Source organism: Sporomusa sp. GT1, from assembly GCF_014634905.1.
In the GTDB taxonomy this organism is placed as follows: domain Bacteria; phylum Bacillota; class Negativicutes; order Sporomusales; family Sporomusaceae; genus Sporomusa; species Sporomusa sphaeroides.
Genome location: NZ_BMBX01000020.1, coordinates 30,976 through 57,273 on the forward strand (window position 1 = coordinate 30,976; position 26,298 = coordinate 57,273).

Genomic DNA, 26,298 nt, shown 5'->3' on the forward strand with positions numbered 1-26,298 from the left:
TACGGAACCGTGATTTTTTTTGTATTGTGGCAGGCGGCAGCCTACTGGGTAGATTTGCCGATTATTCCGCCGCCGGCGGCGGTAATGGCTAATTTCATCGAAATTTTTGTACCGCAAATTGCTGTTCACGGTTTTTACAGTCTATGGCGTATTCTTGCCGGAGTTTTTTTTGCCGTACTTATTGGAATCCCGCTGGGACTCTGTATGGGGTATTTCTCCGGTTGGGACAAGCTATTTTCGCCGTTAGTGTATTTAACCTATCCCATTCCGAAGATTGCGCTGCTGCCTGTTGTGATGCTGGTGTTTGGCCTGGGGGAAATGTCCAAGATACTGATGATATTTCTGATTATCGTTTTCCAGGTCATTGTGGCGGTGAGGGATGGCGTTAAAAGCATTCCCAAGGAAACCTACTACCCCTTATATTCTTTGGGAGCCGGGTTTCCGGATATTGTCCGTGACATTCTCATTCCAGCCTCTATGCCCAAGTTTTTAACCGCGCTGCGGGTGGCTATGGCGACCGCCATATCGGTGTTATTTTTTACAGAAACCTTTGGCACACAATTTGGAATGGGGTATTTTATTATGGACGCCTGGCTGCGGGTCAACTATCTGGAAATGTATTCAGGGATTGTTGCCTTAAGCAGCATTGGGCTGACGTTGTTTAGCACCATTGATTATCTGGAAAGAAAGCTGTGCAAATGGCAGTATCAATAGGCGGTAAGCAAGAAACCAGCTATCTCCTTGTCACGAAGGAGAACTGGTTTTATTTTTTTATACCTGGTATTTTAGGTAATGAATTATGAATACAACAAGAAGACATAAGATTGATTTAAATGTAAACATGTAATATACTGTAACAGTATAAGTACTTGCGAAGGAGGACATATTGTTGGAAGTAAAGAAACTATCGTTCCAAGATACATTGGCGATTGGCTTAATGTTATTTTCGCTTTTCTTTGGTGCCGGGAATCTGATTTTCCCGCCGGCTTTGGGACAAGCGGCAGGCGATAATGTCTGGGTTGCTATTTTAGGCTTTTTGACTACCGGTGTCGGCCTTCCCTTATTAGGGGTTTTGGCCATCGGTTTGTCCGGCAGCAATGATGCAGGGGATTTGGCCAAGAGGGTTCACCCGCTTTTTGCCACTGCTTTAATGGTGAGCACCTATCTGACCATTGGCCCTTTATTTGCTATTCCCCGTACAGGTGCGGTGTCATATGAAGTTGGCGTTAAGCCGTTTGTGGCAGGAACTATGGGCAGCGATGGCCTGAGCCTGCTTATCTATTCCGTTATTTTCTTCGCGGTTACCTGCTGGCTGGCGCTAAATCCCAGCAAGATTGTCGACAGGGTTGGCAAGATATTAACCCCGGCGCTGTTAATTATGCTGGTTTTCCTGGTGGGGCAAGCCTTCATCAACCCTATGGGGGACCTCCTGGCGCCGCTGGGAGAGTACCAAAGCCATGCTTTCGCCAAAGGCTTTCAGGAAGGCTATTTAACCATGGACACGCTGGCCTCGATTGTCTTTGCGATTATTGTTGTGAATGCTATTAAGAGCAAGGGTGTCAGGAACGCTAAAGAGATTGCCAAAGTATGCACCGGTTCCGGTTTAATTGCTGCATTTTTCCTGGGGGCCATCTATGTATCTTTGGCCTATCTTGGCGCCGCCAGTGTGGGGACCATCGGGCAAGCAGAGAATGGCGGCATAATTTTGTCCAAGGCAGCTAATATCTATTATGGTTCAGCCGGTAATTTGATTTTAGGATTGGCGATAATTTTTGCTTGTTTAACAACCAGTATTGGTCTGGTATCTGCCTGTGCCACCTTTTTCACCAGATTTTTCCCGCGTCTTACGTATCAAAACCTGGTATATATACTGTCGATCTTTAGTCTGGTGATTTCTAATGTTGGCTTAACGCAGCTCATTGCGTTTTCTGTACCGGTATTGATTGGCATTTATCCTTTGGTAATTGTTTTGATTTTCCTGGTATTCCTGGACCCGCTGTTTGGTGGCCGGACAGAGGTTTATCGCTATAGCATGCTTTTGACTGCGGTTGTTAGTCTTGTGGACGGATTAAAGGCGGCTAACATTTCGCTAGGTTTTGTTACCAAGTCTTTTAGCAGCTATCTGCCGCTGTTTGACATTAGTCTTGGCTGGCTGATACCGGCTGTCGCCGGCGCGGTATTGGGATATATTATCTCCCTGCTTTTTTCGGGCTCATCGGAAGTGAGTCCCGAACAGCTCCGGTAAAGCCGGTATGATTGCAGACAACCATGGTTATCAATAGAAGAAGGACAGAGCTTAGCACAAGCTCTGTCCTTCTTATTTATTCTAACAAAAGGTGGGTATGAGGCCGCGCCTCGGTAAACACCTTTTTCTTTACAGTTTTTCTAGATATGTTATACAGTTACGGCAGTTTTGAGATTTTTCGCACGGTAAATTGAATTTTTCCGAAAAAAGCAAAAAAACAAATTGTTTTACAGGCTCATTGTTTTGAGTATAAAATTAGAAATAATGTAACATAATTAGTTTATGTTACACAATTGCATAAGGACTAATAATACTAGATTCAACCATTTATTGCAATTTCCTCCTCTTTCGACAAGATTGTTTCCCAGCAATAAAGTTTTGGGTTATAGATTTAAGTTTTTATAAATATTATCTAAACTATCTTTCGTAATTCCTATATAAGCTAATGTTATAGCAGGGGTGGAATGATTAAGCAGTTTTTGAATTTGAGTTATATCTGCGCCATTTTTATAGGCCCAATAACCAAATGTTTTGCGCAAGGTATGTGTGCCAATCGCCTCTGTAATACCGGTCATACGTGCTGCTTTATTAATTACTCTGTAAGCTTGTATCCGAGTAATCGCCCGATCCCCTTTTTTGCTTTTAAACAGCCAGTTACTATCAATTTTAGTATTCGTAAAATATTCTTGAATAGCATCCTTACATGTATCTGAAAGCGGGAAATCTTTTGGTTTACCGGTTTTCTTTTCACGCAGAATGATGCGATCTACTTCTTTTACATCCTCGATGGTAAGCGATAATAAGTCTGAAATTCTCAAACCGCTGTTAATACCTAAAACAAACAGTAAATAATTACGCAAATTATGGTTTCTCAGATAACATTTAATGGCATTAATTTGTTCTTTACTACGGATTGGTTCAACGCATTCCATACTAATCACATCCTGATTGTTAATATATGTACCAATTTAATATGTTATGGCGAAAAGCGGGAAATACCTTGTAACATTGCGTAAGAGTTTACCTAATCAGCTGCATAGCCTGCCGCCGTACCATGAATACCTCATATCCCATCAGCTCATCATAGGGCAATGGATATGAGGTATTCGTTTGTTTAATGCCATACTGGACAACCGGAAAAAGATGTAACATAAACTAATTATGTTACATTATTTCGCACATGGTTTGCGGCTGTTATCTGTATGGAGCAACTCAGGAAGAAGAAAAGGAGGCACATATTTTTGAAGATGAATTTGCTAAGTAAAATGATTGCTTACTTCATGCTGGTGGTAATCGTAGGAGCGGTTGGGTTCGGTTTTGTAATGTACAATGTTAATATTGCCGGAGATTTAATCACTAAAACCGGAGGTGAAGACATCCCGAGATTGGTACAAACTGCGGAGATTGCGAGAGGCGTAGAAAATAAGTTTGCTTCCCTCCGAGGATTTCTTATATCCGGAGATCAAGTGTCGCTCAATAATTTCCGGCGAGTGACAGCAGAAAGCGAAAAGCTTGAAAAAGAGCTGTTGGTTGCCGCACGTACGGCAGAAGGCAAAAAAATTGTAAGTGAATTATTGGCGCTGGACGCCAAGTACTCAGAGGTCGCCGAAAAAGTAGTCATTCCCTTAAAGCAGGCAGGCAAAGAGCAGGAGTCTCTTGCGGTAATGAACGGCGAGCTTACAGATATAGGACGGCAATTGCGGGATAAAGCAAAGGAATATATGGATTTGCGGCGGGAGCAGATTAATAAGTCTATGGACCAATCGGTAACCGCCGTCGACAACAGTGCCAGGGCTTCTCTGACCGCCGGTTTGTTAAGTGCCGTTTTGGGCATTGGCATCGGCATCTTTGCCGCCCGCAGCATCTCCCGTCCGGTCAACCAGTTGGCGGCCGTGGCCCAGCAGGTGGCAAGCGGAGATTTGACGCAGCAGGTAAGGGTGGCAAGTCAGGATGAGATTGGCCAACTGGCGTCAGCCTTTAATACGATGGTCATAGAGCTTAAAACACTTATCAAGCACATTAACGCCAATGTCGAGCAGGTAGCCGCCTCGTCGGAGGAGCTGACCGCCAGCTCGGAGCAGTCTGCTCAGGCGGCTAATCAGATTGCTGTTTCCATCACCGAGGTGGCCGCCGGCGCCAATGAACAAATGGCTGCAACTGACGAAACTTCTGCCGTGATTCAGCAAATGACGGCAGGTGTCCAGCAAATGGCCGCAAGTGCTAATCAGGTTGCCGCCCAATCGTCCCAAGCGGCGGATAAAGCCAAAAACGGCGGCGAGGCTGTGGACAAAGCGGTCAGCCAGATGGCCCGGATTGAAGATACTGTCAACACCTCGGCAGCGGTAGTGGCTAAACTGGGTGAAAGGTCCAAGGAAATTGGCCAGATCGTGGATACCATCTCCGGCATTGCCGGTCAGACAAATTTACTGGCGCTGAACGCCGCCATCGAAGCAGCCCGCGCCGGCGAACAAGGCCGCGGCTTTGCTGTCGTGGCGGAGGAAGTACGAAAACTTGCCGAACAATCTCAGGAGGCAGCTAAAAAGATTGCCGCCTTAATCGGGGAAATCCAGGGAGATACTGCGAAGGCCGTGGTGGCCATGAATGACGGTACCCGGGAAGTCAAGACCGGGGCCGAAGTGGTCAATACCGCCGGCGGTGCTTTCAGTGAAATTGCTGATTTAGTGCTGCAAGTGTCTGCCCAGGTAAGAGATATCTCGGCCGCCATTCAGCAGACGGCAGCCGGCAGTCAGCATATCGTAGGAGCAGTCAAAAAGATTGATGAACTCAGCAGGAAATCAGCGGGTGAAGCCCAGGGCGTCTCGGCAGCTGCCGAAGAGCAGCTGGCTTCCATGGAAGAAATCGCAACCTCCAGTGAAGCCTTAGCAAAACTTGCGCAGGAGCTCCAGACAGCGGTGGTCAAGTTTCGTGTGTGAGTCTCACCTGAACGGGCTGGGTGCCGCCTTCCACAACCGGCGGTATCGGCTGCTAACGGCAATACGGGAGTGCTATACCGGTTATAACCTGGAGAACACTGGTTAAGCCTCCGGCGGAACGGAGTTGGGATATCATAGAACAGATCTTTTTCAGCGTATCTGTCACGCTGGCAACTACCAGCGTTCTTTTAGCAGTCAACCTATACCTTTACCAACAATATCGGGAAAATTTTGTCGGCCTTTGGTCAGCAGGCTGGGTGTTGTATGTTCTCCGGCTTATTTCTGAGTTGGGGCTGGTCTCTGCTCCGGCCACGCCGTATCTTTTTTCTGCGAACCAGTTTGTTTCCCTTCTTAGTGGTATTTTTCTGGCCTGGGGAACCGATGCTTTTGGGGGACATGAGCGCAAGCGGGTATGGATAGGGCTGTCCATCGTGGGGGGATTATGGATTGTTACGGGCAATTACTTATCCCTGCCAGCCGCACTGCTATATATGCCGATTTTTATATTTCTTGGGTTGGTCAACCTCTGGGTTGGCGGAACCATGCTTACCTACCCTATTGCGGGCGCGGGGAAAATAATTGCCGGCTGCACCTTCATTGTCTGGGGGTTGCACAAAGTGAACTATCCCTTTTTGCGAGATGTAGCCTGGTTTGCAACCTGGGGATATTTATTGGGGGCCATTCTGGCGCTGGCAGCGGCGCTGGGCATGCTGATTATGTATTTTGAAAAAGAAATTGCGGAGCGAAAAATGGCGGAAAGTCAGGTGCGCCAACTGATTTATTTCGACAGTTTGACAGGGCTGCCAAACCGGACAAGTCTTAAAGAACGGCTGACAGAGGAGCTCGAAAAGGTAAGCCGGGGGCAGGCGGGAGGCGCGGTGCTGTTCATTGACCTGGACGATTTTAAACTGATTAATGATACTTTCGGTTATACCTGCGGCGATGAGGTGATAATCAAAGCCGGCTCCTATATCTTCGACGAAGCGGCAGCGGCAGATATAGTGGCCCGGATTGGCGATGACGAGTTTATCGTATTGCTGCTTAACAGGACTGACCGGCAGGAAATTGCCGCTATCACCGAGCGTATTTCGCAGGCGCTCACGCGGGATTATACACTCTGCGGCACAAGTATCCGCGTTTCGGCAAGTATTGGTGTGGCACTATACCCGGAGGACAGTGACAAGGCGGAAGACTTGTTTAAGAAGGCGGATCTCGCCCTGTATGCTGCCAAGGAAAGCGGCAAGAATTCCTGGCGGTTTTATAAAAAAAGTATGCAGCAGGACGCTTGCGAAAACATGTCCATTCAGTATAATCTGCGCTACGCAATAGAACGGGGAGAACTGGCTTTGCATTATCAGCCGATAGTGTCACTGCCGGACCGGGACATTATCAGTTTTGAGGCGTTATTGCGCTGGACAAGCCCGGAACATGGAGCGGTGCCGCCTGACCGGTTTATTAAGCTGGCCGAGCAAAGCGATCTGATTCATCTGCTCGGACGGTGGGTATTGCGTGAAGCCTGCAAGTTTGCCCGCACTATGACAGATTTGGGGCTGGGCCAAATAAGCGTGTCGGTTAACATTTCACCCTGCCAGCTGGAGGCAAGGGATTTTGTCTCACTTGTCCGCAGGAGTATTGAAACTGCGGCTATTCAACCCAGTCAACTGGAACTGGAGGTAACGGAGAATGTCCTGATTCATTCGATGGAAGACAGTATTCGCAAATTGCAGGAATTAAAGGTTTACGGTGTGCGTCTTTCACTGGATGACTTTGGCGTAGGTTATTCGTCTTTGACCTATCTAAAAAACCTGCCAGTCAAAAAGCTTAAGATTGACAAGTCGTTCATCGACAAAATCCTCTCCGACGATGCACAGTTCGCCGGTGCGATTATCCATATGGCACATAGCCTGGGCTTGGTTGTTGTTGCCGAAGGGGTGGAAACAGAACAGCAGGCCGCAGAATTGTTTAAGTACCGTTGTGATTATATTCAGGGTTATTTATTGAGCCGGCCGGTGCCGTGGGAACAGGCTATTGACTTATTAATTGCGTTTCGCCGGGAAGCGCCGCTGCTAAAATCGCATTGCCGCCAATAACGGCTGCAATTTGCCGATAATGGCAGCCACACTTCAAGCATGCCGGTCAATCTGTTTTCCTGGTTACTGACTCAAAAAGGGCGTGCCGCATTGCGTTTGTTAAAACGTTTTGGGGTGCGCCCTTTGCCGTTGTCAGCGGCGGCTAAGCTGTGGTGTTATATTGTTTTCGCTTCCCCCGAAGATGACAAGATTCCTAATGGAAATGTCAAAAAATTCAGAAGGTAAAGCCGCTTTTTTCAGGAATAGATTATAAGCATAAGACATACCTGCAGGTTTACCGGCCCATGTGTGAACAGATGTATATAACGTGCCAACTATTTGCACCACCCGCCTGCGCCTGTCAGATTCTGTAACGCGGAATATATAGAGGACTAATAAAAGGAGGAAACAATGACATGAGAAGTCATATTACCACAAGGGGCTTGGAACGGGCAACACACCGGGCTTTGTACTATTCTATGGGATTTTTACCGGAAGACCTGGATAAACCGTTGATCGCTGTTGTTAATACTCAGAATGAGACCATGCCGGGACATGTGCATCTGGATAGCATTGCTAAGGCTGTTAAGGAAGGAATTATTGCCGCAGGCGGGACACCGATAGAGTTTCCGACGATCGGCCTGTGCGACGGTATTGCCCAGGGTAACTATGGCATGCATTATCCGCTGGCCAGCCGGGAATTGATTTGTGATTCGGTGGAATGTATGGTCAACGGGCATCAATATGATGCTATGGTGCTGATTACTAATTGTGACAAAATAACTCCAGGCCTGCTGATGGCGGCTGTTCGCCTCAATATTCCTGCCATCATGATTAGCGGGGGGCCGATGGCTACCGGCTGTGTTGACGGACAGGAAATAGGGTATACCGATTTGATGGCGGCGCAGGGAGATGTGGCCAGAGGCATCATTACCCGTGAGGAGTTGTCCAGACGGGAAAGAGATGCCCTGCCAGGTTGTGGTGCCTGTAATTTGCTGGGAACTGCCAATACAATGAATTTTCTTACAGAGGCGCTGGGAATGTGTCTGCCTGGTTCCACCTGTCTGGCCGGTACCGGCAGACGGCTGGCATTGGCCAAACAAACAGGTATGAAAATTATGGAGTTATACCACAAATCCATTTTACCGCGTCAAATTGTGACCAAAGAGGCCATTGAAAATACAATCACTGTGGATCTGGCCATCGGCGGCTCTACCAATACCATTCTGCATTTGACCGCACTGGCAAAAACGGCAGATATTGATTTTGATATCAATTGTTTTACCGAACTGGCGCAAAAGGTGCCGCACCTGGTGAAGATAAAGCCTGCCAATAATGGTCATTATCCCGCAGATGTCCATAATGCCGGTGGAATAACGGCATTAATGGGGCAATTATGCAGAGACGGTCTGCTTCATAAAGAAGCTTTGACTGTAACCGGAAAAACAGTTGCCGAGAATGTAAGTGAGGTTAAGGTAATTAACAGCAATGTCATTAGGACGCTGGATAATCCCTATTCAGCCAAAGGCGGGCTGCAATTGCTGTATGGCAATCTGGCTCCTCAAGGGTCGGTATGTAAAAGTGCGGCTGTTGTGCCGGAAATGTATCACCACAAAGGACCGGCCAGGATCTTTAACCAGGAAGAGCCGGCAGTTGCCGCTATCTATGGCGGACAAATCAAACCAGGCGATGTGGTGGTCGTAAGATATGAAGGCCCGAAAGGCGGACCAGGTATGCGGGAGATGCTCACCGCTACGGCAGCCATTGTGGGTATGGGCTTATCCAAGGAAGTGGCCCTGATTACGGACGGCCGTTTCTCCGGGGCGACTGCCGGGGCGGCTGTCGGGCATGTGTCGCCGGAAGCGGCGGAAGGCGGTCCGATAGCCTTGATCGAGGAAGGTGATATGATTGAAATTGATATCCCCCAAGGCAGTATTCACCTGCATGTCAGTGACGAAGAACTGGCCCGCCGCAAAACAACCTGGAAGCCGATGAAGCAAGACCATGTAATTAAGGGCAGTTATCTTGACCGTTATGCAAAGATGGTATCGTCAGCAATGGATGGTGCAATCTTTAAATAGTAAATAAAGAAAATTGTGGGAGGAAATAACAATGGCTAAAACAAAAATTACAATTCCTGAGATTCTTGCGACAAAACATAATGGCAAAAAGTTCAAAATGATTACAGTATATGATTATCCGATGGCAGGTATTGTTGACCGTTCGGCTGCCGAACTTATTCTGGTCGGCGATTCGCTGGGAATGGTTATTCAGGGACATGACGGTACAGTGCCGGTAAACATGGAAGATATGATCTATCATGTAAAGCTGGTCCGCCGGGGAGCTCCCAATACTTTTGTCGTAGGTGATATGCCCTTTTTGTCCTACCAGGTAAATAAAGATGAGGCCATCCGCAATGCCGGCACTCTCTTAAAAATTGGCGCCGATTGTGTAAAAATGGAAGGCGACTTTAAAATTGCCAATACCGTAAAAGCCGTTGTTGATGCAGGTATTCCGGTAATGGGCCATATCGGCTTAACGCCGCAGACTGCTGCCATGATGGGCGGGTTTAAGGTTCAGGGCAAAAGCTCGGAAGCTGCGGAAAAACTGCTGCAGGATGCGATTGCCATTGACAACGCCGGTGTTTTTGCCATGGTGCTGGAGTGCATGCCTGCCGGGTTATGCAAACTCATTACCGAGCGGGTGAAATGCGCAACTATCAGCGTTGGCGGCGGCGGGGACTGCAATGGCCACAACCTGAACGCCTATGATCTGGTAGGTATTTTTGATAAATTTGTGCCTAAGTTTGTTAAGCAATACGCGCAAATGGGACAGCAAATGGTAGATGTTTTCGATACCTGGTGCAAGGAAATTGATGACGGCACCTTCCCGGAAGAAAAACATTGCTTTACGATGAATGATGAAGATTTGAAACGCTTGTATTGAAGAAGAAAAGGAATTTCTCACTTTGCTGGCTAAATAATAAGTAGCGGCAAAGGTGGAAAAAGAGGCTGTGAGGCGCAACCTCCAGCCTTTTTTGATAAAAGATGCCAAAGCCCGGCGGGGGCGGCCGTCATACAATGCTGCGACGCTGGCGCTTAACCTCCGCTTATGCATAACGGCCGCCCCCGCCTCAGTAATGTTGACGGTTGCAAGGCCTGCGCCAGCGCTTTTCAAAAACAGGAAATTATAAGTAAAGAGGTGTTGAAACATGAGGAATTTTACGGTAAAGTGCGGCAAAGCAGACATGAGCTTTTCTGTTCCTGAAGAACAGGTGTTGCACGAAATTATTGGCCGGGAGTATCCGCCGGTGACAGATATCCCTCAGGCGGTGCGCGAAGCATTGCTTAGACCGATTGATGCGCCGCCGCTGAAAGAACTCGTAAGACCGGGTGAAACTGTTGCCATTGCTGTCAGTGATATTACGCGTGCCTGGCAGCGGATGCCGCTGGTGCTGCCGGAAATCCTTGCCACCCTTAACCAGGCCGGGGTTCCGGACAGCAATATTACGATTATTATTGCGGTAGGCGGACATCGCCAAAATACCGAAGAGGAGTTTGTCCAACTGTGCGGCAAGGAAATTTGCGAGCGGGTTAAAGTCGTCAACCATGATGCCTGGGACACGGACAATATGGTTTATTATGGTACAACCAGCCGGGGTACGGAGGTTTCTATTAATAAAATAGCCGCCGAAGCCGACAGGTTAATCCTGACAGGCGGCATTATTTATCATTATATGGCAGGTTTCGGCGGCGGCCGTAAGAGTATTGTTCCGGGGATCAGTTCTATTAAAACCATTCGTCAGAACCACCTGTGGGGGCTTGGCGCCGAGGTGGGTTCAGGCTCTAATCCTAACGCTGCTTCCCGGAAAACGCAGGGTAATGACCTGCATGAAGATATGATGGAGATTGCCGGTTTTGTTCAACCGGACTTTATCATTAATATGGTGCCGACACCTGACGGACAGTATGCCGGGATTTTTGCCGGTAATTGGGTTTCGGCCTGGCAGGAAGGCTGCAAACTGGTAGATCAGCTGTACGGTGTGGAAATTGAGGCTCTGGCCGATATTACGGTTGCCAGCGCCGGCGGTTACCCTAAAGATATCAATCTTTACCAAACAGGTAAAACTATGGATAACGCTTATTATGCCGTTAAAAAGGGCGGTGTGGTAGTGCTGCTGAGTGAGTGCGAAGATATTTATGAGCCACAGGAATTTTCCCGCTGGTTTGGCTATGATGATACGCTGGCTATGGAAAAGGCACTGCGTGCAGATTTTGGCATACCCGGCTGGGTGGCGCTCAAAGAAGTCGAATGCAGCAACCACGCCACCTATGTCATGGTAACACGTCCTGAAAATGCCGAGCTTGTTGCCAAGACAGGCATGATCCCCACAACCACACTGGAGGAGGCACTCCGGATTGCCAGAGAAAAATGCGGTGTTGAAAAACCCATGTATACGGTAATGCCACAGGGAGCAAACACACTGCCTATTCTAAAGTAAGACCACCTGGGGTTGTGCAATAAATTCATAGTGAATATCAATAAATTCAGGAGGTAATTACCTGCAGGTTAACCAATACTATAATTAATGAAAATTTGAAAAATTGCGATGAAGAATAAAGCCGCTTTTTGCCGGATGCGGCGGCAAAGTAGCTTAATTCCAAGCAGGGAGCCAGGGCTGAAGGGGGAAACCTCACAGCCCTTTGTGCAATTCGGGAATGCAGGAGTTTAGACATCAATGGATAAATTATTAGTGATACGATACTGATGTTGTGAGGTATGCAGCATGACCATTGACATTATTAACAAAATAAAGGATTCTCTTCAATTGGAAATTGTCAGTGATCAGCATTTTGATTGGGGAGAACAGTACTGGCTGCAATTGGAACCGGACAGTTCGGGCATTCAGCCCACAGTGTCTGTAGCTATTGTATATCCCGGTGCCTGGCAGCAGTCGCATGTGCATACCGGTTTTATTGAAATTGTCATTGGTCTTGATGGCGTAACCACGCATTATTGCAATGAACGGGAAATAAGACTGGGTGAAGGTAAAATCGGCTATATCAGTGAGGGTGGAAAACATTGGCTTGCCAATCGCTCCTCCAAACCGACGGCTTTTCTTAGCATTGTTCACTCGGTGATTCCCAAGCCGTTGAAAGAAGTCAGTATTTCCGGAGATATTGTGCTTACAGAAGTGGCTAAGGCCATTAATCTTGACAGTATTGTGGAAAAGCTGTCCCAATCGGTGCAGATGACGGTTACACTTATTGATGAGGCAGGCAATTTCCTGACAGATAAAGACAACCTGCCGGAAATTTGCCAGAGCTGTCTGGATGAGAAAAGCGGCGATTGTGTCCTGCATGAGGCAACTGAGCGGCAGGCATATGCGGGACAACGGATTTTTCATTGCAAATTTGGTGTTTCTGCCATTCAAAGCCCGTTTATTGTCAATGGCAAGGTATTGGGCTATCTTGGCTGTGGTTATGGAAGAATGTCAACAAACCTAACCCAGCTCGTTCCGGACAATTTCGCCGTCAACAGTGCGCAGGAAGCTTATTTTAAACTGAACTTTATTCACCGGAACCATCTTAATTCGGTGGCCGAAACCCTGTCATTGGTAAGCGCTTCACTGGTACAGCTTATGATTGACTCCATGAAAGAAAAAGAGCTGAGTTACTACCGGATCAATCTAGTCCAGGAGCGGGAAATGCAGGCACGGCTGCATCACTCCTTAAGCCAGGCGCGGCTAAAATTTCTGGAATCGCAGGTCAATCCGCATTTTCTCTTTAATACCCTAAATACCATTTCCCAACAGGCCGAAATGGATGGTGCCACCACCCTGGCGTCATTAACGTATTCACTCTCCAATCTGCTGAGATTAAGCCTGGGAAAAGCCGAGTCATTAGTTACCATCGAAGAGGAATTAAGCTATGTCCGGGATTACTTGTTTATTCAGCAGACCCGGTTTCCCGACAAATTTGCTGTTGCCATTGACATTGAGCCCGCTATGCTGGAAGTGAAAATTCCTTTCATGACAATCATGGTTTTAATTGAGAACTCGATCTTACATGGGTTTAAGGATGTTGCTCAGCAGGGACAACTGCTGGTGCAGGGGTATAAAGAGGATAATTGCGGCATTATTGAGGTGCTTGACAATGGCTGTGGTATAGCTAAACACATTGGGGCAGCGGTGCGTGAGCTGTCCGGCGATGATTATGACCCGCCAAGCCTGAAAGGTATCGGAATTAAAAATATCTTCCTGCGATTAAAGCATTATTATGGAGATATGTTTACATTTACTATTGAACGCTTGGAAGCGGGGGGGACTTTGGCCCGGATTGTCTTGCGGTTATAGTAGTCCACAGCTTTAGACTTGGCGGACTACTGGCTTGTTTTCACACTAAACGAGTGGAGGAGAACAAATGTACAAGATGATTATCGCTGACGATGAGCCTGCTGTACGCCGTTACCTGCGCTATATTGTAAATCAGCATAACCTGCCTTTCGAAATTTGCGGGGAGGCGGCAGATGGTAAGCAGGCCGTGCAGCTGGTGGACCAGTATCAACCGGAGTTTGTTATCCTGGACATTAATATGCCGGTTCTGAATGGACTTGAGGCGGCTGCGATTATCCGGGAGAAGCACCGGGATATCATCATTTATATCTTAACGGCTTATGGTCAGTTTGAGTATGCTCAACAAGCGCTTCGAACCCAGGTTGCCGACTATCTTCTAAAACCCATTAAGCCGGATCAATTGGCCGATACCCTCCGGAAAGGCATCTCCAGTGCGCTGAGTCAACGCATAGCCTGTCAGCGACTTCAGCGTATGGAGCGGCAAATTGCTAAGGACAAGCCGGTCGTCAACCGGCAGAAATTATTTGAACTTTTGAAAAATGACGGTGATAATCCCCAGACACTGCCTTTGCTGCAGCGTATTTCGGCAAAAGAGGACTTTTTTCCGGCCGCCGTACTGTCTGCTTCTTACTGGCCCGGTTCCGGCAGCTCTCACATGGAGGGGCTGGGGAAACGGCTGCTGCAGGAAGGGGTGGAACTTTTTGGCGGACAAGCCATTGTGACTTCTTTTAGTGAAGAATTGGTTATGATTTTTAACCGCTGGGATTATGATGAACGCTGTATGCTGCAGCAGCAGTTAGAAGAGTGGGAGCAAAAATACGGCATTACTTTTTGTGCTGCGGTAAGCCTGGTTGTCAGGCCGTCACAGCTTGGCGCAGATTACAAAAAGGCTAAGAAAAAACGGGCAGCCGGTTTGTTTTGGCGCCAGCAGGGCCTTTTGGTTATCGACAGTGCTGTGGACGGGTCGGCGGAAATAGATTGTGTGGCTGTGCAAAAGCAAATCCGGGATTGTCTGCTGGAACGAAAACCGGACGGAGCCAAAAAAGCATTTTATCAGTTTTTAAGTGAAGCGAAAGAGCGGGCGTGTCAGCCGGAAGCCGTGCACGCGGCTGTTATAAAAATAGTCAATAAGCTTATTGAAAAGTATGCCGAGTATATTATTTCCGACAAGGATGCCAGTCTGCTTCGAAAAAAAATTATCAGTGAAGTTAATCAGGCATCATCGGTAGCGGAATTAGAACAATGTTTGTACAGTTTGATCGACAGCCTGGAAAGCAAGCTTGGCTCTGCTGATCAAAACAGCGCCGGGCAGGCAGTGAAATGGGCGGTTGAATATATCAATAACAACTATCATAAAGACCTTACGCTGGAACAATTTGCTGAAAAGCTATTTATGAGCACAGGCTATTTTTGCCGTATTTTCAAGAAACATGCCGGCGAAGGATATGCAGCCTACCTGACCTCTGTGCGCCTGGAGAAAGCCAGGGAAATATTGTTAAGCGGCAAATATACCGTTGCCGAGGTTGCCCATATGGTTGGCTTCCGTGATGCCAGTTATTTTAGCAGTGTGTTTAAAAAACACTACCGGCAATCACCGAGTACGCTGGTTGCCTCTATAACCAAAGCAGGCTCGTGAGGTTGCTCGCCAAAACCAGGAAGGGGAGGATTTGTATGTTTAGGGGGATATTATCGCCAAGCATTACGGTGCTTGATGCCCAGGGGAACATTGATTTTCCGGGAAACGAGCTTCATATTAACCGCTTAATTGACAAAGGGATTAACGGGATTCTGTTTCTGGGCAGTATTGGTGAATTTTTTGCCCTTTCGCTGGAAGAAAAGAAAGAATTTATTACCTTTGTTACCAAAACAGTCAACAAACGGGTACCTGTGCTTATCGGTACCGGCGGCACGGTGCAGGCGGAGGTTATTGAACTTACCCGGTTTGCGGAACAGGCAGGCGTCGATGGCGCGGTAGTCATTGCTCCCTATTATTTCAAGCTGGACCCGGACAGCATATACCGCTATTATGCCAATCTGGCCCGGAGCACCACTTTGCCCATCATGCTGTATAACTTCCCTGACAGAACTGCCTTTGACCTTGGACCGGAGCTTGTTCTGCGCCTGGTCAGAGAGTTTAAGCATATTGTAGCCATTAAAGATACGGTGGATAATATTAGCCACACGCGCAAACTGATTCAGGTGGTTAAGTCTGAGTTTCCGGATTTTAGCGTTCTTTCCGGCTATGACGAATATTTGCTGCCTAATTTAATGGCAGGCGGTGACGGGGCTCTCAGTGGCCTGACAAATGTAATTCCGGAGGTCTTTGCCGATTTTATGAAGGCCTATGCCGCACGGAATTTTGGCAAGCTTGCCATAGCCCAGGCGCAAATTTCAATTTTGATGAATCTGTATGAGGTAACGTCGCCCTTTGTTGCCGGCATTAAAGGTGCTGTTGCCGCCGTGGGGGTCCCCATTGTTCCGGCGGTAAAAGAACCGGCAGTTGAGCTGACAGCTCTGCAGTCGCAAACCATTCGAATTTTATTGGATAAAGCGGGGATAACTTCCCGGTGCGGTTAACCAAAATCCGGGATAAAATTTTTTCCGTAAAAACACGAACAATGTTTGATAATATCGAACAAAATTTTATAGGTCAAATCGAGTAGGAGGGGAAGGTTTATGGGCAATAGGAGTCATGATATTCTAAAAAAACCCGACTGGTGTTTCAATCGGAGCGTATTTAAATCTGTGGGCTTTTCTGACGACGATTTAAACCGGCCTGTCATTGGGATTGCCAACTCCTGGAACGAACTGGTTCCAGGTCATGCCAACCTGCGCCAGGTTGCCGACCATGTGCGCAAAGGTATCTATCGGGCCGGCGGAGCCGTCGCCGAATTCGGCGTTATTGGGGCATGTGACGGTACCGCCCAGGGGCATGCGGGCATGCACTATATTTTGCCTTCCAGGGATTTAATTGCCAATGATATTGAGGTAATGGTCGAGGCGCACCGGTTAGACGGCATTGTGCTGCTTGGTTCGTGTGATAAAATTGTTCCCGGTATGCTGATGGCCGCGGCCAGGCTTACTATTCCGGCTATTTTCCTAAACGGCGGGCCGATGCTGGGCGGCGTAACGTTTGATGGGCGGAAATCCGACCTAACCACCATGTCTGAAGCCTTGGGAATGCTGAAAAGCGACAAAATAGACGGCGAGACCTATGAGCAATTAGAGGAGCTTTGCGGTCCAACCTGCGGCTCTTGCGCCTTCTATGGCACCGCTAATACCATGTGCTGCATGGCGGAAGCTATGGGAATGTCCCTGCCGGGAGCGGCGCTGGTACCGGCGGTGTATGCCGACAGGCTGAGACTGGCGGAAAGTACGGGCAAAGCTATTGTCTCGCTGGTACAGCGCCAAATAACGGCAGACAAGGTTATCACCTATCAGTCGCTGGAAAATGCCATCAGGGTCTTAATGGCAACCGGCGGTTCAACCAACGCTGTGCTGCACCTGTCGGCGGTTGCGGCAGAACTTGGCATTGATGCCGGTGCCATGATGGCTGCCTATGACCGGCTCAGCCGGACGACGCCGCAAATTGCCAAGGTAAATCCGGCTTCGCAGTATGATATGGAAGATTTTCACCAGGCGGGTGGAATACCGAAAGTAATGGAGGAAATAAAACAGCTGCTGCATGGTGACAGCATTACGGTAACAGGCAAGACGGTGGCGGAAAACCTTGCCGCCTATAAATATAAATATCCTTTTAATCCCAATGTCATCAGTACCTTGGAACAACCCTTCAGCCAACAAAAAGGCCTGGCTATCTTAAGAGGAAATCTTGCGCCCGGTACTGCCGTAACCAAGCCGGCGGCCATCGATCCGGCCATGCATGTATTTACAGGCATGGCCAGGGTATTTGACTGTGAAGAAGCCGCTGAAGCGGCCATCTTAAACGGCGGTATTGCCGCAGGCGATGTTGTTGTTATCCGTTATGAAGGTCCGAAAGGCGGACCCGGTATGCGGGAGATGTATAAAGCTATGAAATATATTTACGGCATGGGTTTGGCCAAGAAAACGGCACTAATTACCGATGGGCGTTTCTCCGGTACAAATAATGGCTGCTTTGTCGGACATATCTCGCCGGAAGCGGCTGAGGGCGGGCCATTAGCCGCAGTGGAAAATGGTGATAAAATCACCATTGATATTCCTAACGGCAGCCTGCATTTGCACCTGTCGGAGGAGGAAATACAAGCAAGGCTGACAAGATGGCAGAGACCGCAGCCTAAGTTTACCCGCGGCTATTTGGGCGTTTACTCTAAGCTGGCAAGTTCGGCGGCGAAGGGTGCTGTAATCGAGATTTAAACGGATGAGCATGCTTTATTTTATGGAGGAGCCTGTTAGTAAGGGCTCCTTCTGTATTTTAAAAGAATTATTATGTAGAAGAGTCTTGAGGGTGTTGCTTTAGTTATTCGCTTATGGAGGTATTTACTTAAAATTCTGTCTTAGCGGGTTTTTATAGTATAATAATCAGGGGGAGGGATTGTTAACAGTGCAAACAGATAAAATCGCTCTTATTGCTCCTAACAAGGAATTTACTTTACGTGCCTTAGATTTGTTCCGCGATTGGGGAGAAAAGATCCATGTGGCTATGGCTACAGGCAAAGATGTTATTTCGATCGCACAACAGCTCAGTGAAAAAGGTGCAGATGTTCTTATTTGTCACGTATCCTTTGCCGAAGCCGTAAAAACAACGGTCAGTATTCCGACAGTTTCCCTCCGGCCTGGCGTTCTGGATATTTTGCGGGGTGTGCAACAGGCCCGGAAATGGCTGGCAGAAAATAAGGAGGAGCAAGACTATGCTAACCTGGTGATAGGGTTAAGGGGTGATGCTGTTGTTGATAATGCTACACTCGTGTCTGACATTGTCGGGCTGCGGACTATGGTTTTATCCGGATTGCCGGGAGCTGGTCTGAATGGAATCGCAGCCATAGTCAGCGAAGTTCCGGATATATCTACAAATGAAAGTATTCCAGAATTTATGACAGAAGGAATTCCCTGTTTTCCGGTGACTGTAGGCCGGGAAGCCTTGTTGCAATCTGTGCAGCAGGCACGTGAATTAGTTGCTGCCGGTCGCGCTAATATGGCAAAACTTAAGCAGTTTAAAGCCATCATGGAGTTTACAGGCGAAGGAATTGTGGCCCTTGACAGTCGCAGTCGAATTACCTATATGAACCATGCTGCGGAAAAAATGCTAAAAAGAAGTAAAGATCAGCTGATTGGCAATCTTGCTGCCACTTTTTTTGTTGACATCAACTTTGATGATACTCTGCGCTATGGGCAGACGAGAATTATAACGTTAGCAGGAGGCGCTGAACAAGCTTTGGAATGCCGGGTGGTACCCATGCTTGTGGGTGGACAAACGATTGGCGCCGTATTAACAATCACCGAAGCGCCATTTGCTTACAAGGATAAATGTGGCAAGGATTATGGCCAAAAAGGGTATAAGGCTGTGTATCATTTTGACGACTTTATCACGGTCAATGCAAGCATGAAGGAAACTATAGAGGCAGCAAAAAGTTATGCCAGTGTGGAGTCTACAATCCTTATCAATGGTGACACTGGAACCGGTAAGGAAATTATTGCCCAAAGTATCCATAATTATAGCCGGCGCGCACGCGGGCCATTTGTTGCTGTTAACTGCGCTGCCTTACCTGAAAGTTTGCTGGAAAGTGAGCTTTTTGGCTACGAGTATGGGGCTTTTACCGGTGCCCGTAAGAATGGGAAAAAGGGCCTGTTCGAACAGGCTAATCAAGGAACTATTTTCCTCGACGAAATTGGTGAAATATCGTTAAGCATCCAGGCCAGACTGTTAAGAGCCATTCAACAGCGTGAAATTATGCGAATTGGCGGAGATAAAATTATTCCGGTAGATGTTGGAATAATAGCAGCGACACACAGAGATCTGCCAGAACTAATCGAAAAAAGACTTTTTCGCCGGGATCTATATCACCGCTTAAGTATTCTCAAACTAAAGTTGCTGCCGCTAGCGGCCAGGCAAGAAGATATTCCCTGCTTGGTTGAAAACATCAATACTAAGTTGGCAGCAAAGTTGTTTAAACAACCGCTGCAGTTTAGCGCTACAGCCTGGAATATGCTGAGCAGGTATCAATGGCCGGGAAATGTAAGAGAACTGGAGAGTATCATTGAGCGGCTGCTTATTCTCAAAAAAGATTGTGTTGTTACCGGTGAAGACCTGGAAAGAGTGTTAGACTTAGATTGCGACCGGCAGGATGGTGGCATGAGATTGGTGCCAAAAGGAACAATACAAGAAATGGAGTACTCCATCATTCGACAGGTTTTGCAGGAAACAGGCAGTCACGAACGCACTGCAAAAATTCTGGGAATTAGTACGACTACGATTTGGCGGAAAATTAAACTCTTTCAAAATGAAATAATCAATTACAATTTGAAAGAGTCAGAATAGATTAAATAATACCTGAATTATAAGCCTGATATATCGCTATTAAGATATGCCAGGCTTTCATTTTGAAATGACAGGATTTTTGCAAATAATTATAATAATAGCGATATTTAGACAATTATCTGCGCCGTTCTTGCTTTTGCGGGAATAAAACGATTAATCAAAAAAGTTGGCGCGATATTTGCATATATAATATTGTGAAAGTGAGGATGGATATATTAATGGAACGCCTGGCGATTATTGCGGACAATCTAATCGGAGCTAATGATGCGGGGGTGCAATTTCGAAAATTTGGTTTTAGTACACAGGTTGTACTGAATCATTTGGAATTAGTCAGCCACTGCGCAGGTGTAGACGTCATTTCAGTCAACACCAATTCGCGGACCCTTTCGGCTGAAGTTGCTTATGACCGTGTTAACCAAGTGGCGACAGCATTGCACAAACTTGGGTTTAAACAGTTTTACAAAAAGATTGACTCCACGTTACGGGGCAATATTATTGAAGAACTGAAAGCCATGATGGATGCACTGGCGCTTACTTTGGCGGTTATAGTGCCATCTTATCCGGCTCATGGACGGATTGTGGAAAATGGGTATTTACAGCTTGTACAAGAATGGGGCGATAGTAGTGTACCTGTTCCTGTCGGCTATATACCTTCCATTATCAGATGCAGCCCCAGTATACCGGTAGCTATTATTGGCCTTGACGATGTCCGCCAGGGTGAAAAGAAGCTTGTTCAAAAAATTACTGCTTTACATACCGCTGGTATCCGAGTGATTGCGATTGATGCAGTGACTGAAGTAGATTTGCGCAATATTGCAATTGCCTTATGCCGGTTGTCGGTTCCTTATCTTGCTGCCGGATCATCAGGTTTGGCCGGTAGTATGCCGATTGCCTGGAAGGTTGTTAACCAGGAAACTATGAGCATGCGCCAAGGGACTATGGTTATTGCCGGAACTTTGAATCAGGTTACAGCAGAACAAATAACCAGCATGTTAGATTACCCCAATACTGAACTAATTATAATTCAATCAGCAGTCATCTATGATGGCCAGGTTGCAGAAGAACAGGCAAGGGTGATGACAAGTATAGGGTCTTCACTGCATAGTGGCCGGATCCCGGTAGTAGTTATCGATACATTGCTTGAAAGCCGCAACAACACTGATGCCCTCAGCCTGTCGGTACAGGTGCAGAAGCATGGCAATACTGTAACTGCTTTATTAGGTCAGATTGCCAAAGAAACTGCAGAACAACATGGCTTATGTAACCTTGTTATATCCGGCGGGGGGACGGCGACAAGGATTTGCCAGACCCTGGATATAACGGCAATTGATCTTGAGCGCGAATTACTCGCCGGTATTCCCATTGGCAAAGCAGTTGGCGGCAACTGCGACGGGTTGCATCTGGTTACTAAAGCCGGCGGTTTTGGCAAGAAAAACTCACTAAGAAAAGTATTGGAACTGTTATAACAAAGTTATCCATATAGTGCCAAAGGTGCTAATGTCGGAATAAGGGGGGATAAGTACCAGGAGATAGAGTTTGTTTGGCACTAAATAAAACAATAGGGGGAAATTATGAAAAGACTGTCCTTGGTTTTACTGTTAGTGTTTAGCCTTGTTGCTATGGCGGGGTGTGGCGGAACCGGTACGAAAAGCGATACTGCATCTGGAAAGAAACCAATTACACTAAAGTTAGGACACATTCAAAGCGAATCCGACTTGTGGCATAAAGGTGCCCAAAAGTTTGCCGAACTGGTTGCAAAAAAGACGAATGGTGAAGTAACAGTTCAGATATTTCCCAACTCTACAATTGGTAATGACCGCGATATGACCGAAGGTTTGCAGATGGGGTCGGTAGACTTTGCGTTAGTTGCCGGAGTTCTTGGTAACTTTGAACCAACCTTGCAAATTATGGAAATGCCCTATCTGTTTAAAGATGAAGCACATTTACGCAAAGTAATCTATGGACCGATAGGCGATGAACTGCTAAGTAAATTACTCAATAGTTCGAACATTAGGGGACTGTCCTTCTGGGAGCGCGGGCCGCGTCAATTAACAACAAATAAGCCGGTTAACACGCTTGAAGACATTAAAGGTATAAAAATTAGGGTACCGGAGATTCCGCCAATGGTTACAGCCTGGAAAGCTATGGGCGCAAATCCTACCCCAATGGCTTGGGGCGAAGTGTATACATCATTGCAGCAAAATGTTATTGAAGCTCAGGAAAACCCGGTACCGTACATTCACGCTGGTAAAATTTACGAAGTGCAAAAGTATATTGCTATGACTAATCATAAGTATGAGTATGTCGTTATGGCGATGAGTAATAAAACTTGGGAGAAACTGACTCCTGATCAGCAAAAGGCCATTAGTGAAGCGGCAAAAGAAACAACTGAATATGAGAATAAATTGGTTGCTGATAAGACTCAGGATCTGTTAAATGATCTACAGGCCAAAGGAATGAAGGTAACCACACCGGATACTACTCAATGGGCAAAAGCCGCACAAACCACCCACAAGGAATTTGCCGAGAAATACGGGATTGACATCTATAATAAAATTATTGAAGCCGGCAAGTAATTGTAATTAATTCTGTCGCAAGGAGGACTTTCCAGCAGTGGAGTCGCTAGGGAAGTCCTCTGGATGGGAAAGGGGAAATGCCTATGTTCTCAGTGTTAGAAAAAAAACTTTATAAATTCCTTTTGGGAATGAGTTTTTTGTTAATGTTGTCTATGGTATCAGTAATTTTCCTCCAGGTGATTTCTCGCTATGTGTTTAGCAACTCATTAACCTGGTCGGAAGAAGTAGGAAGATACTTGTTTGTATGGATAACATTCCTGGGTACTGCCCTAGCGGTACGTAATAGATCCCATGTGGCTCTAGATGTACTTATAGGCAAACTGCCGCAGTCTTTGAAAAAGCCGGTAATTGCTTTTGGTTACTTGACGATGATGGCACTTGCCGGTGTTATGATTTATGCCGCAATAAATATGATAACCCTTGGATCGCGGCAGGTCAGCGCAGCTTTGCAAATACCCATGTACTGGGTGTATCTGATTTTGCCAGTCAGCGGTGTATTGATAATTTTTTATCTGGCCAAAAATCTGTATGAAGATTGCATGCAAGGAGGTACTGAGGATTGACTCCTATACTGTTTTCAACTTTTATTGCCCTAGTTTTTCTCGGGGTGCCAATTGCCTTTGTCTTAGGTATTGCCTCCTTAGCAGCTATGGTATTGGTCGGTGATTATCCATTACAGGTAGTGCTACAGCGGATGTTTGCGGCAGTAGATTCTTTTCCGTTAATGGCTATTCCCTTCTTCATGTTGGCAGGCTCGCTCATGGAAAAAGGGGGAATTACCAGCCGCATTATCGGTTTTGCATTATCGCTGGTAGGTGGCATCCGCGGTAGCTTAGCGCATGTGGTTTCAATTACCGGTGTCATTATGGGTGGTATTTCCGGATCCGGCGTTGCTGATACGGCAGCCATTGGGAGCATCATGGTACCGGAAATGACAAAACGTAACTATCACAAGGACTTTTCCGCTGCTTTGGTGGCGGCTGCCGGCAGTATCGGACTGATTATTCCGCCAAGTATTGCCATGATTATTTACGGAGTGTCGGCCGGCGCTTCCATTGGTGACTTGTTTATGTCCGGGTTTGTGCCCGGTATACTGATTGCTGGCGGTTTTATGGTTTATTCACATTATATAGCCATCAAGCGGGGCTATCCAATTGAAGGCAAAAAGATCTGGCCTGAGCGGTGGGTTTCTTTTAAAGATTCTATTTGGGCCTTAATGATGCCGGTAATTATTATCGTTGGTATTCGCTTTGGTGTTTTCACGCCCACCGAAGGTGGGGTTGTTGCTGCTGTATATGCGATTATAGTTGGTAAATTTATTTACAAAGAATTAAACTGGAGCGATTTCCCCGATATTTTTGGGAAGGCGGTTATCAGTACAGCCACAATTTCTTTTCTGATTGCCACTGCATCGTTATTTAGCTGGTTGTTAGCCTGTGAACAAATACCGCAGCAAATCACTCAGTCAATCTTGAGTCTTTCAGACAATAAACTTGTTATTTTAGCTATGATTAACGTACTGCTTCTTATTGTCGGTATGTTCTTAGACAGCGGGCCGGCCATCATTTTACTGGTGCCTGTGCTGGTACCTGTAGCTCAATCACTGGACGTTAACCTTGTTCAGTTTGGGTTGATGATGGTAATAAATTTAACTATCGGTTTGTTGACTCCACCGGTAGGGACAGCCCTGTATGTTTCCAGTAATATATCTAAAGTTCCTTTAGTAACATTAAGCCGGGCCATTCTTCCGTTTATCGGTATTATGCTGTTGGTGTTAATGCTAATTACCTATGTACCTGAAATGACTACCTGGGTAATCGGAAAGTAATAGGCTTGGAAGGCGGTGTATAAATGAAACAAGAACTGTACTTAATCAAAGATATGGAGAAGCCGGACAAATTAGAGCTTGCTGATATATTCCGCCATATTGACGATGGTTTTAGGTGCCAAACGGCGGGGAAATCACTGGCAGGTAAGAAAATCGGTGTTTTGTCAGGAAGTCGGGGGATCTGTAACATAAAGGAAATCGTTAAGCATGTTGTCTGCCTGCTGCAGGCGGCCGGGGCAGAGGTAGTTGTTCTGCCGGCCATGGGTAGCCATGGTGGGGCGACAGCCGAAGGCCAGAAAGCTGTTTTGGCTGATTATGGAATTACTGAAGAGTATCTTGGGGTACCCATTGTTTCCGGCATGAAGGTCGAACAGGTGGGTAATGTTAACGGTCATCCGGTATATGTTGACAAAAACGCGATGACGTTAGATGGTGTTGTGCCTGTTAACAGAGTAAAAGCACACACCGATTTTCATGGTCCCCATGAGAGTGGTGTGGTTAAAATGTTAACTATTGGCATCGGAAAACGGGCGCAAGCCGAGGCTGTCCATCGCCATGGTATCAGAGGGCTCAGGGAGCTCATCCCGAAAGTGTCTGCCGTTGTGCAGAAACGAATACCTTTAATAGCGGCAGTTGCTATTGTGGAAAACAAGTTTGATGAAACAGCAATTATCGAAGTGCTAGGAGCTGATAATATTTTCGCCCGGGAGCAAGAGCTGCTGGTATTATCGAAGAAACTGCTGCCCCAAATTCCTTTTGACAATTTAGATGTACTTGTTGTCCAGGAAATGGGTAAAAACATTTCCGGCGTTGGGATAGACCCCAATGTTACTAAACGGATGCGCATCGAAGAAGTAATTGATGAACCGGGAGGGCCAAAACGGATAGTGGCGCTGGATTTAACCAAGGAATCCGGCGGCAACGCAGTCGGATTGGGGATTCCGGACGTCATTACTGAACGTTTGTATAATAAAGTAGATTTCAAAAAAACGTATATTAACACCATCACGTCGGGTTTTTTAGAGCGGTGTTTCGTACCTGTAAAAATGCCTGACGATTACCAAGCCGTTCGTGTTGCCCTAAAAACATGTGGTCGTGCGGTCAATTGGGACAGTGCACGAATTGTATTTATAAAAAACACGTTATCGCTTAGCGAAATGTATATTTCGCCGGCGTTAATAAAGGAAATACCGACAGAATATGTCGTGGAAAATACTGCTGTAACTGAAGTGTTTAATAGTAATGGGAATTTAATATTATCATGGGCAGCAGCAATTTAATAAGATTTAATATACTAGGGGGAGGTCGATTTTTATGAGTTGTGGTTGCAGCCGCAGCCAGCAATTACGCAAAGTCAATTATCAGGGAGACGGCTTGCGGGCCGGAATGCAGTGGGACGAGCCGGATCTGGGGAAACTCCAGATTTTAATTGATACAGTCCATGGCGACAGCCATCCTGGCAGCAGCCATTTGGGGGGACTGGCCGACGAAGCAAAAATCGGTGTTTACGAATCACAAGGCAAGCCGGCGGTTTATGCGGTTACTGATATCTGTGACGGTATCGCCATGGCGCATGACGGGATGAATTACTCCCTGGCCAGCCGGGAAATCATGTCCTTTATGTTTGAAATCCATGCCCTGGCATCACCCTTTGACGGCGCTGTGTTTATGGCATCCTGTGACAAGTCGGTTCCCGCGCAATTAATGACCATGCTGAGGCTTGATATGGCCACTCTCCATGTGACCGGCGGTTCCATGCTCAGCGGTCCCAATTATATGTCCTCCGAAATTCTCTACGGAGCCGGTGACAAGTA

The 26,298-nt window shown here is 46.8% G+C and carries 21 protein-coding genes; 19 read left to right on the top strand and 2 right to left on the bottom strand.

The genetic code is table 11. The features are described from left to right. Nucleotides 1-9: 9 nt before the first annotated feature. Nucleotides 10-714 carry an ABC transporter permease gene (locus GT1_RS17295; protein ID WP_223226332.1) on the top strand — a complete coding sequence of 235 codons (705 nt, stop codon included), beginning with the start codon at nt 10-12 and terminating at the stop codon, nt 712-714. Between the two features lie 175 nt (nt 715-889). After that, the gene (gene brnQ, locus GT1_RS17300; RefSeq protein ID WP_223226333.1) at nt 890-2,245 is read left to right on the top strand and encodes a branched-chain amino acid transport system II carrier protein; all 1,356 of its coding nucleotides are present in this window, start codon (nt 890-892) and stop codon (nt 2,243-2,245) included. 383 nt (nt 2,246-2,628) lie between these two features. Here the strand turns inward: brnQ and GT1_RS17305 are convergent, their stop codons facing one another. Continuing rightward, on the bottom strand, nt 2,629-3,177 hold the full coding sequence (locus GT1_RS17305; RefSeq protein ID WP_181382917.1) for a site-specific integrase: 549 nt from the start codon (nt 3,175-3,177) through the stop codon (nt 2,629-2,631). 88 nt (nt 3,178-3,265) lie between these two features. Beyond that, nucleotides 3,266-3,397, bottom strand: a complete 132-nt coding sequence (locus GT1_RS22575; RefSeq protein ID WP_255430462.1) for a hypothetical protein — start codon at nt 3,395-3,397, stop codon at nt 3,266-3,268. Nucleotides 3,398-3,492: 95 nt separating this feature from the next. Between GT1_RS22575 and GT1_RS17310 the strand changes: the two genes are divergently transcribed. The 17 genes from GT1_RS17310 to GT1_RS17390 all read left to right on the top strand — a co-directional run. After that, entirely contained in the window at nt 3,493-5,178 is a 1,686-nt protein-coding gene (locus GT1_RS17310; RefSeq protein ID WP_188399767.1) for a methyl-accepting chemotaxis protein, read from the top strand. Between the two features lie 257 nt (nt 5,179-5,435). After that, nucleotides 5,436-7,268, top strand: a complete 1,833-nt coding sequence (locus GT1_RS17315; protein WP_223226334.1) for a bifunctional diguanylate cyclase/phosphodiesterase — start codon at nt 5,436-5,438, stop codon at nt 7,266-7,268. A 39-nt stretch (nt 7,269-7,307) separates the two neighbouring features. Then, complete coding sequence (locus GT1_RS17320) at nt 7,308-7,493, top strand: hypothetical protein (protein WP_188399751.1); 186 nt, start codon at nt 7,308-7,310, stop codon at nt 7,491-7,493. A gap of 170 nt (nt 7,494-7,663) precedes the next feature. Then, on the top strand, nt 7,664-9,328 hold the full coding sequence (gene ilvD / locus GT1_RS17325; protein WP_188399752.1) for a dihydroxy-acid dehydratase: 1,665 nt from the start codon (nt 7,664-7,666) through the stop codon (nt 9,326-9,328). Nucleotides 9,329-9,359: 31 nt separating this feature from the next. Beyond that, nucleotides 9,360-10,193 (top strand): 3-methyl-2-oxobutanoate hydroxymethyltransferase, encoded by an 834-nt coding sequence (panB, locus tag GT1_RS17330; protein WP_075752987.1) that lies wholly within the window; start codon nt 9,360-9,362, stop codon nt 10,191-10,193. A gap of 265 nt (nt 10,194-10,458) precedes the next feature. After that, nucleotides 10,459-11,748, top strand: a complete 1,290-nt coding sequence (larA, locus tag GT1_RS17335; protein ID WP_188399753.1) for a nickel-dependent lactate racemase — start codon at nt 10,459-10,461, stop codon at nt 11,746-11,748. 285 nt (nt 11,749-12,033) lie between these two features. Beyond that, on the top strand, nt 12,034-13,602 hold the full coding sequence (locus tag GT1_RS17340) for a histidine kinase (protein WP_188399754.1): 1,569 nt from the start codon (nt 12,034-12,036) through the stop codon (nt 13,600-13,602). A gap of 67 nt (nt 13,603-13,669) precedes the next feature. Next, nucleotides 13,670-15,238, top strand: a complete 1,569-nt coding sequence (locus GT1_RS17345; protein ID WP_188399755.1) for a response regulator — start codon at nt 13,670-13,672, stop codon at nt 15,236-15,238. 35 nt (nt 15,239-15,273) lie between these two features. Next, nucleotides 15,274-16,179, top strand: a complete 906-nt coding sequence (locus GT1_RS17350; RefSeq protein WP_188399756.1) for a dihydrodipicolinate synthase family protein — start codon at nt 15,274-15,276, stop codon at nt 16,177-16,179. A gap of 99 nt (nt 16,180-16,278) precedes the next feature. Further along, nucleotides 16,279-17,958: a dihydroxy-acid dehydratase gene (gene ilvD / locus GT1_RS17355; protein ID WP_188399757.1), complete on the top strand. Its 1,680-nt coding sequence runs from the start codon at nt 16,279-16,281 to the stop codon at nt 17,956-17,958. A gap of 187 nt (nt 17,959-18,145) precedes the next feature. After that, a complete protein-coding gene (locus GT1_RS17360) occupies nt 18,146-20,080 on the top strand; it encodes a sigma 54-interacting transcriptional regulator (protein WP_188399758.1) in 1,935 nt (644 codons plus the stop codon). A gap of 194 nt (nt 20,081-20,274) precedes the next feature. After that, nucleotides 20,275-21,546, top strand: a complete 1,272-nt coding sequence (locus GT1_RS17365; protein WP_188399759.1) for a four-carbon acid sugar kinase family protein — start codon at nt 20,275-20,277, stop codon at nt 21,544-21,546. 105 nt (nt 21,547-21,651) lie between these two features. Next, nucleotides 21,652-22,656: a TRAP transporter substrate-binding protein gene (locus GT1_RS17370; RefSeq protein ID WP_188399760.1), complete on the top strand. Its 1,005-nt coding sequence runs from the start codon at nt 21,652-21,654 to the stop codon at nt 22,654-22,656. Nucleotides 22,657-22,739: 83 nt separating this feature from the next. Next, complete coding sequence (locus tag GT1_RS17375; protein WP_188399761.1) at nt 22,740-23,219, top strand: TRAP transporter small permease; 480 nt, start codon at nt 22,740-22,742, stop codon at nt 23,217-23,219. Then, entirely contained in the window at nt 23,216-24,484 is a 1,269-nt protein-coding gene (locus GT1_RS17380) for a TRAP transporter large permease (RefSeq protein ID WP_188399762.1), read from the top strand. Before GT1_RS17375 ends, GT1_RS17380 begins: the two co-directional genes overlap by 4 nt. Nucleotides 24,485-24,507: 23 nt before the next feature. Further along, nucleotides 24,508-25,764, top strand: coding sequence for a lactate racemase domain-containing protein (locus tag GT1_RS17385; protein ID WP_188399763.1), 1,257 nt, complete (start codon nt 24,508-24,510; stop codon nt 25,762-25,764). A 34-nt stretch (nt 25,765-25,798) separates the two neighbouring features. Continuing rightward, the coding region (locus GT1_RS17390; RefSeq protein WP_188399764.1) for a dihydroxy-acid dehydratase at nt 25,799-26,298 on the top strand (500 nt) is incomplete at its 3' end.

Excerpts from the sequence above, each read along its gene's own strand:
- GT1_RS17305 (WP_181382917.1), bottom strand. The coding sequence starts at position 3,177 with ATGGAATGCGTTGAACCAATCCGTAGTAAAGAACAAATTAATGCCATT.
- GT1_RS22575 (WP_255430462.1), bottom strand. The coding sequence starts at position 3,397 with ATGTTACATCTTTTTCCGGTTGTCCAGTATGGCATTAAACAAACGAAT.
- GT1_RS17310 (WP_188399767.1), top strand. The coding sequence starts at position 3,493 with ATGAATTTGCTAAGTAAAATGATTGCTTACTTCATGCTGGTGGTAATC.
- GT1_RS17320 (WP_188399751.1), top strand. The coding sequence starts at position 7,308 with ATGCCGGTCAATCTGTTTTCCTGGTTACTGACTCAAAAAGGGCGTGCC.
- ilvD (WP_188399752.1), top strand. The coding sequence starts at position 7,664 with ATGAGAAGTCATATTACCACAAGGGGCTTGGAACGGGCAACACACCGG.
- panB (WP_075752987.1), top strand. The coding sequence starts at position 9,360 with ATGGCTAAAACAAAAATTACAATTCCTGAGATTCTTGCGACAAAACAT.
- larA (WP_188399753.1), top strand. The coding sequence starts at position 10,459 with ATGAGGAATTTTACGGTAAAGTGCGGCAAAGCAGACATGAGCTTTTCT.
- GT1_RS17340 (WP_188399754.1), top strand. The coding sequence starts at position 12,034 with ATGACCATTGACATTATTAACAAAATAAAGGATTCTCTTCAATTGGAA.
- GT1_RS17345 (WP_188399755.1), top strand. The coding sequence starts at position 13,670 with ATGTACAAGATGATTATCGCTGACGATGAGCCTGCTGTACGCCGTTAC.
- GT1_RS17350 (WP_188399756.1), top strand. The coding sequence starts at position 15,274 with ATGTTTAGGGGGATATTATCGCCAAGCATTACGGTGCTTGATGCCCAG.
- ilvD (WP_188399757.1), top strand. The coding sequence starts at position 16,279 with ATGGGCAATAGGAGTCATGATATTCTAAAAAAACCCGACTGGTGTTTC.
- GT1_RS17370 (WP_188399760.1), top strand. The coding sequence starts at position 21,652 with ATGAAAAGACTGTCCTTGGTTTTACTGTTAGTGTTTAGCCTTGTTGCT.
- GT1_RS17375 (WP_188399761.1), top strand. The coding sequence starts at position 22,740 with ATGTTCTCAGTGTTAGAAAAAAAACTTTATAAATTCCTTTTGGGAATG.
- GT1_RS17385 (WP_188399763.1), top strand. The coding sequence starts at position 24,508 with ATGAAACAAGAACTGTACTTAATCAAAGATATGGAGAAGCCGGACAAA.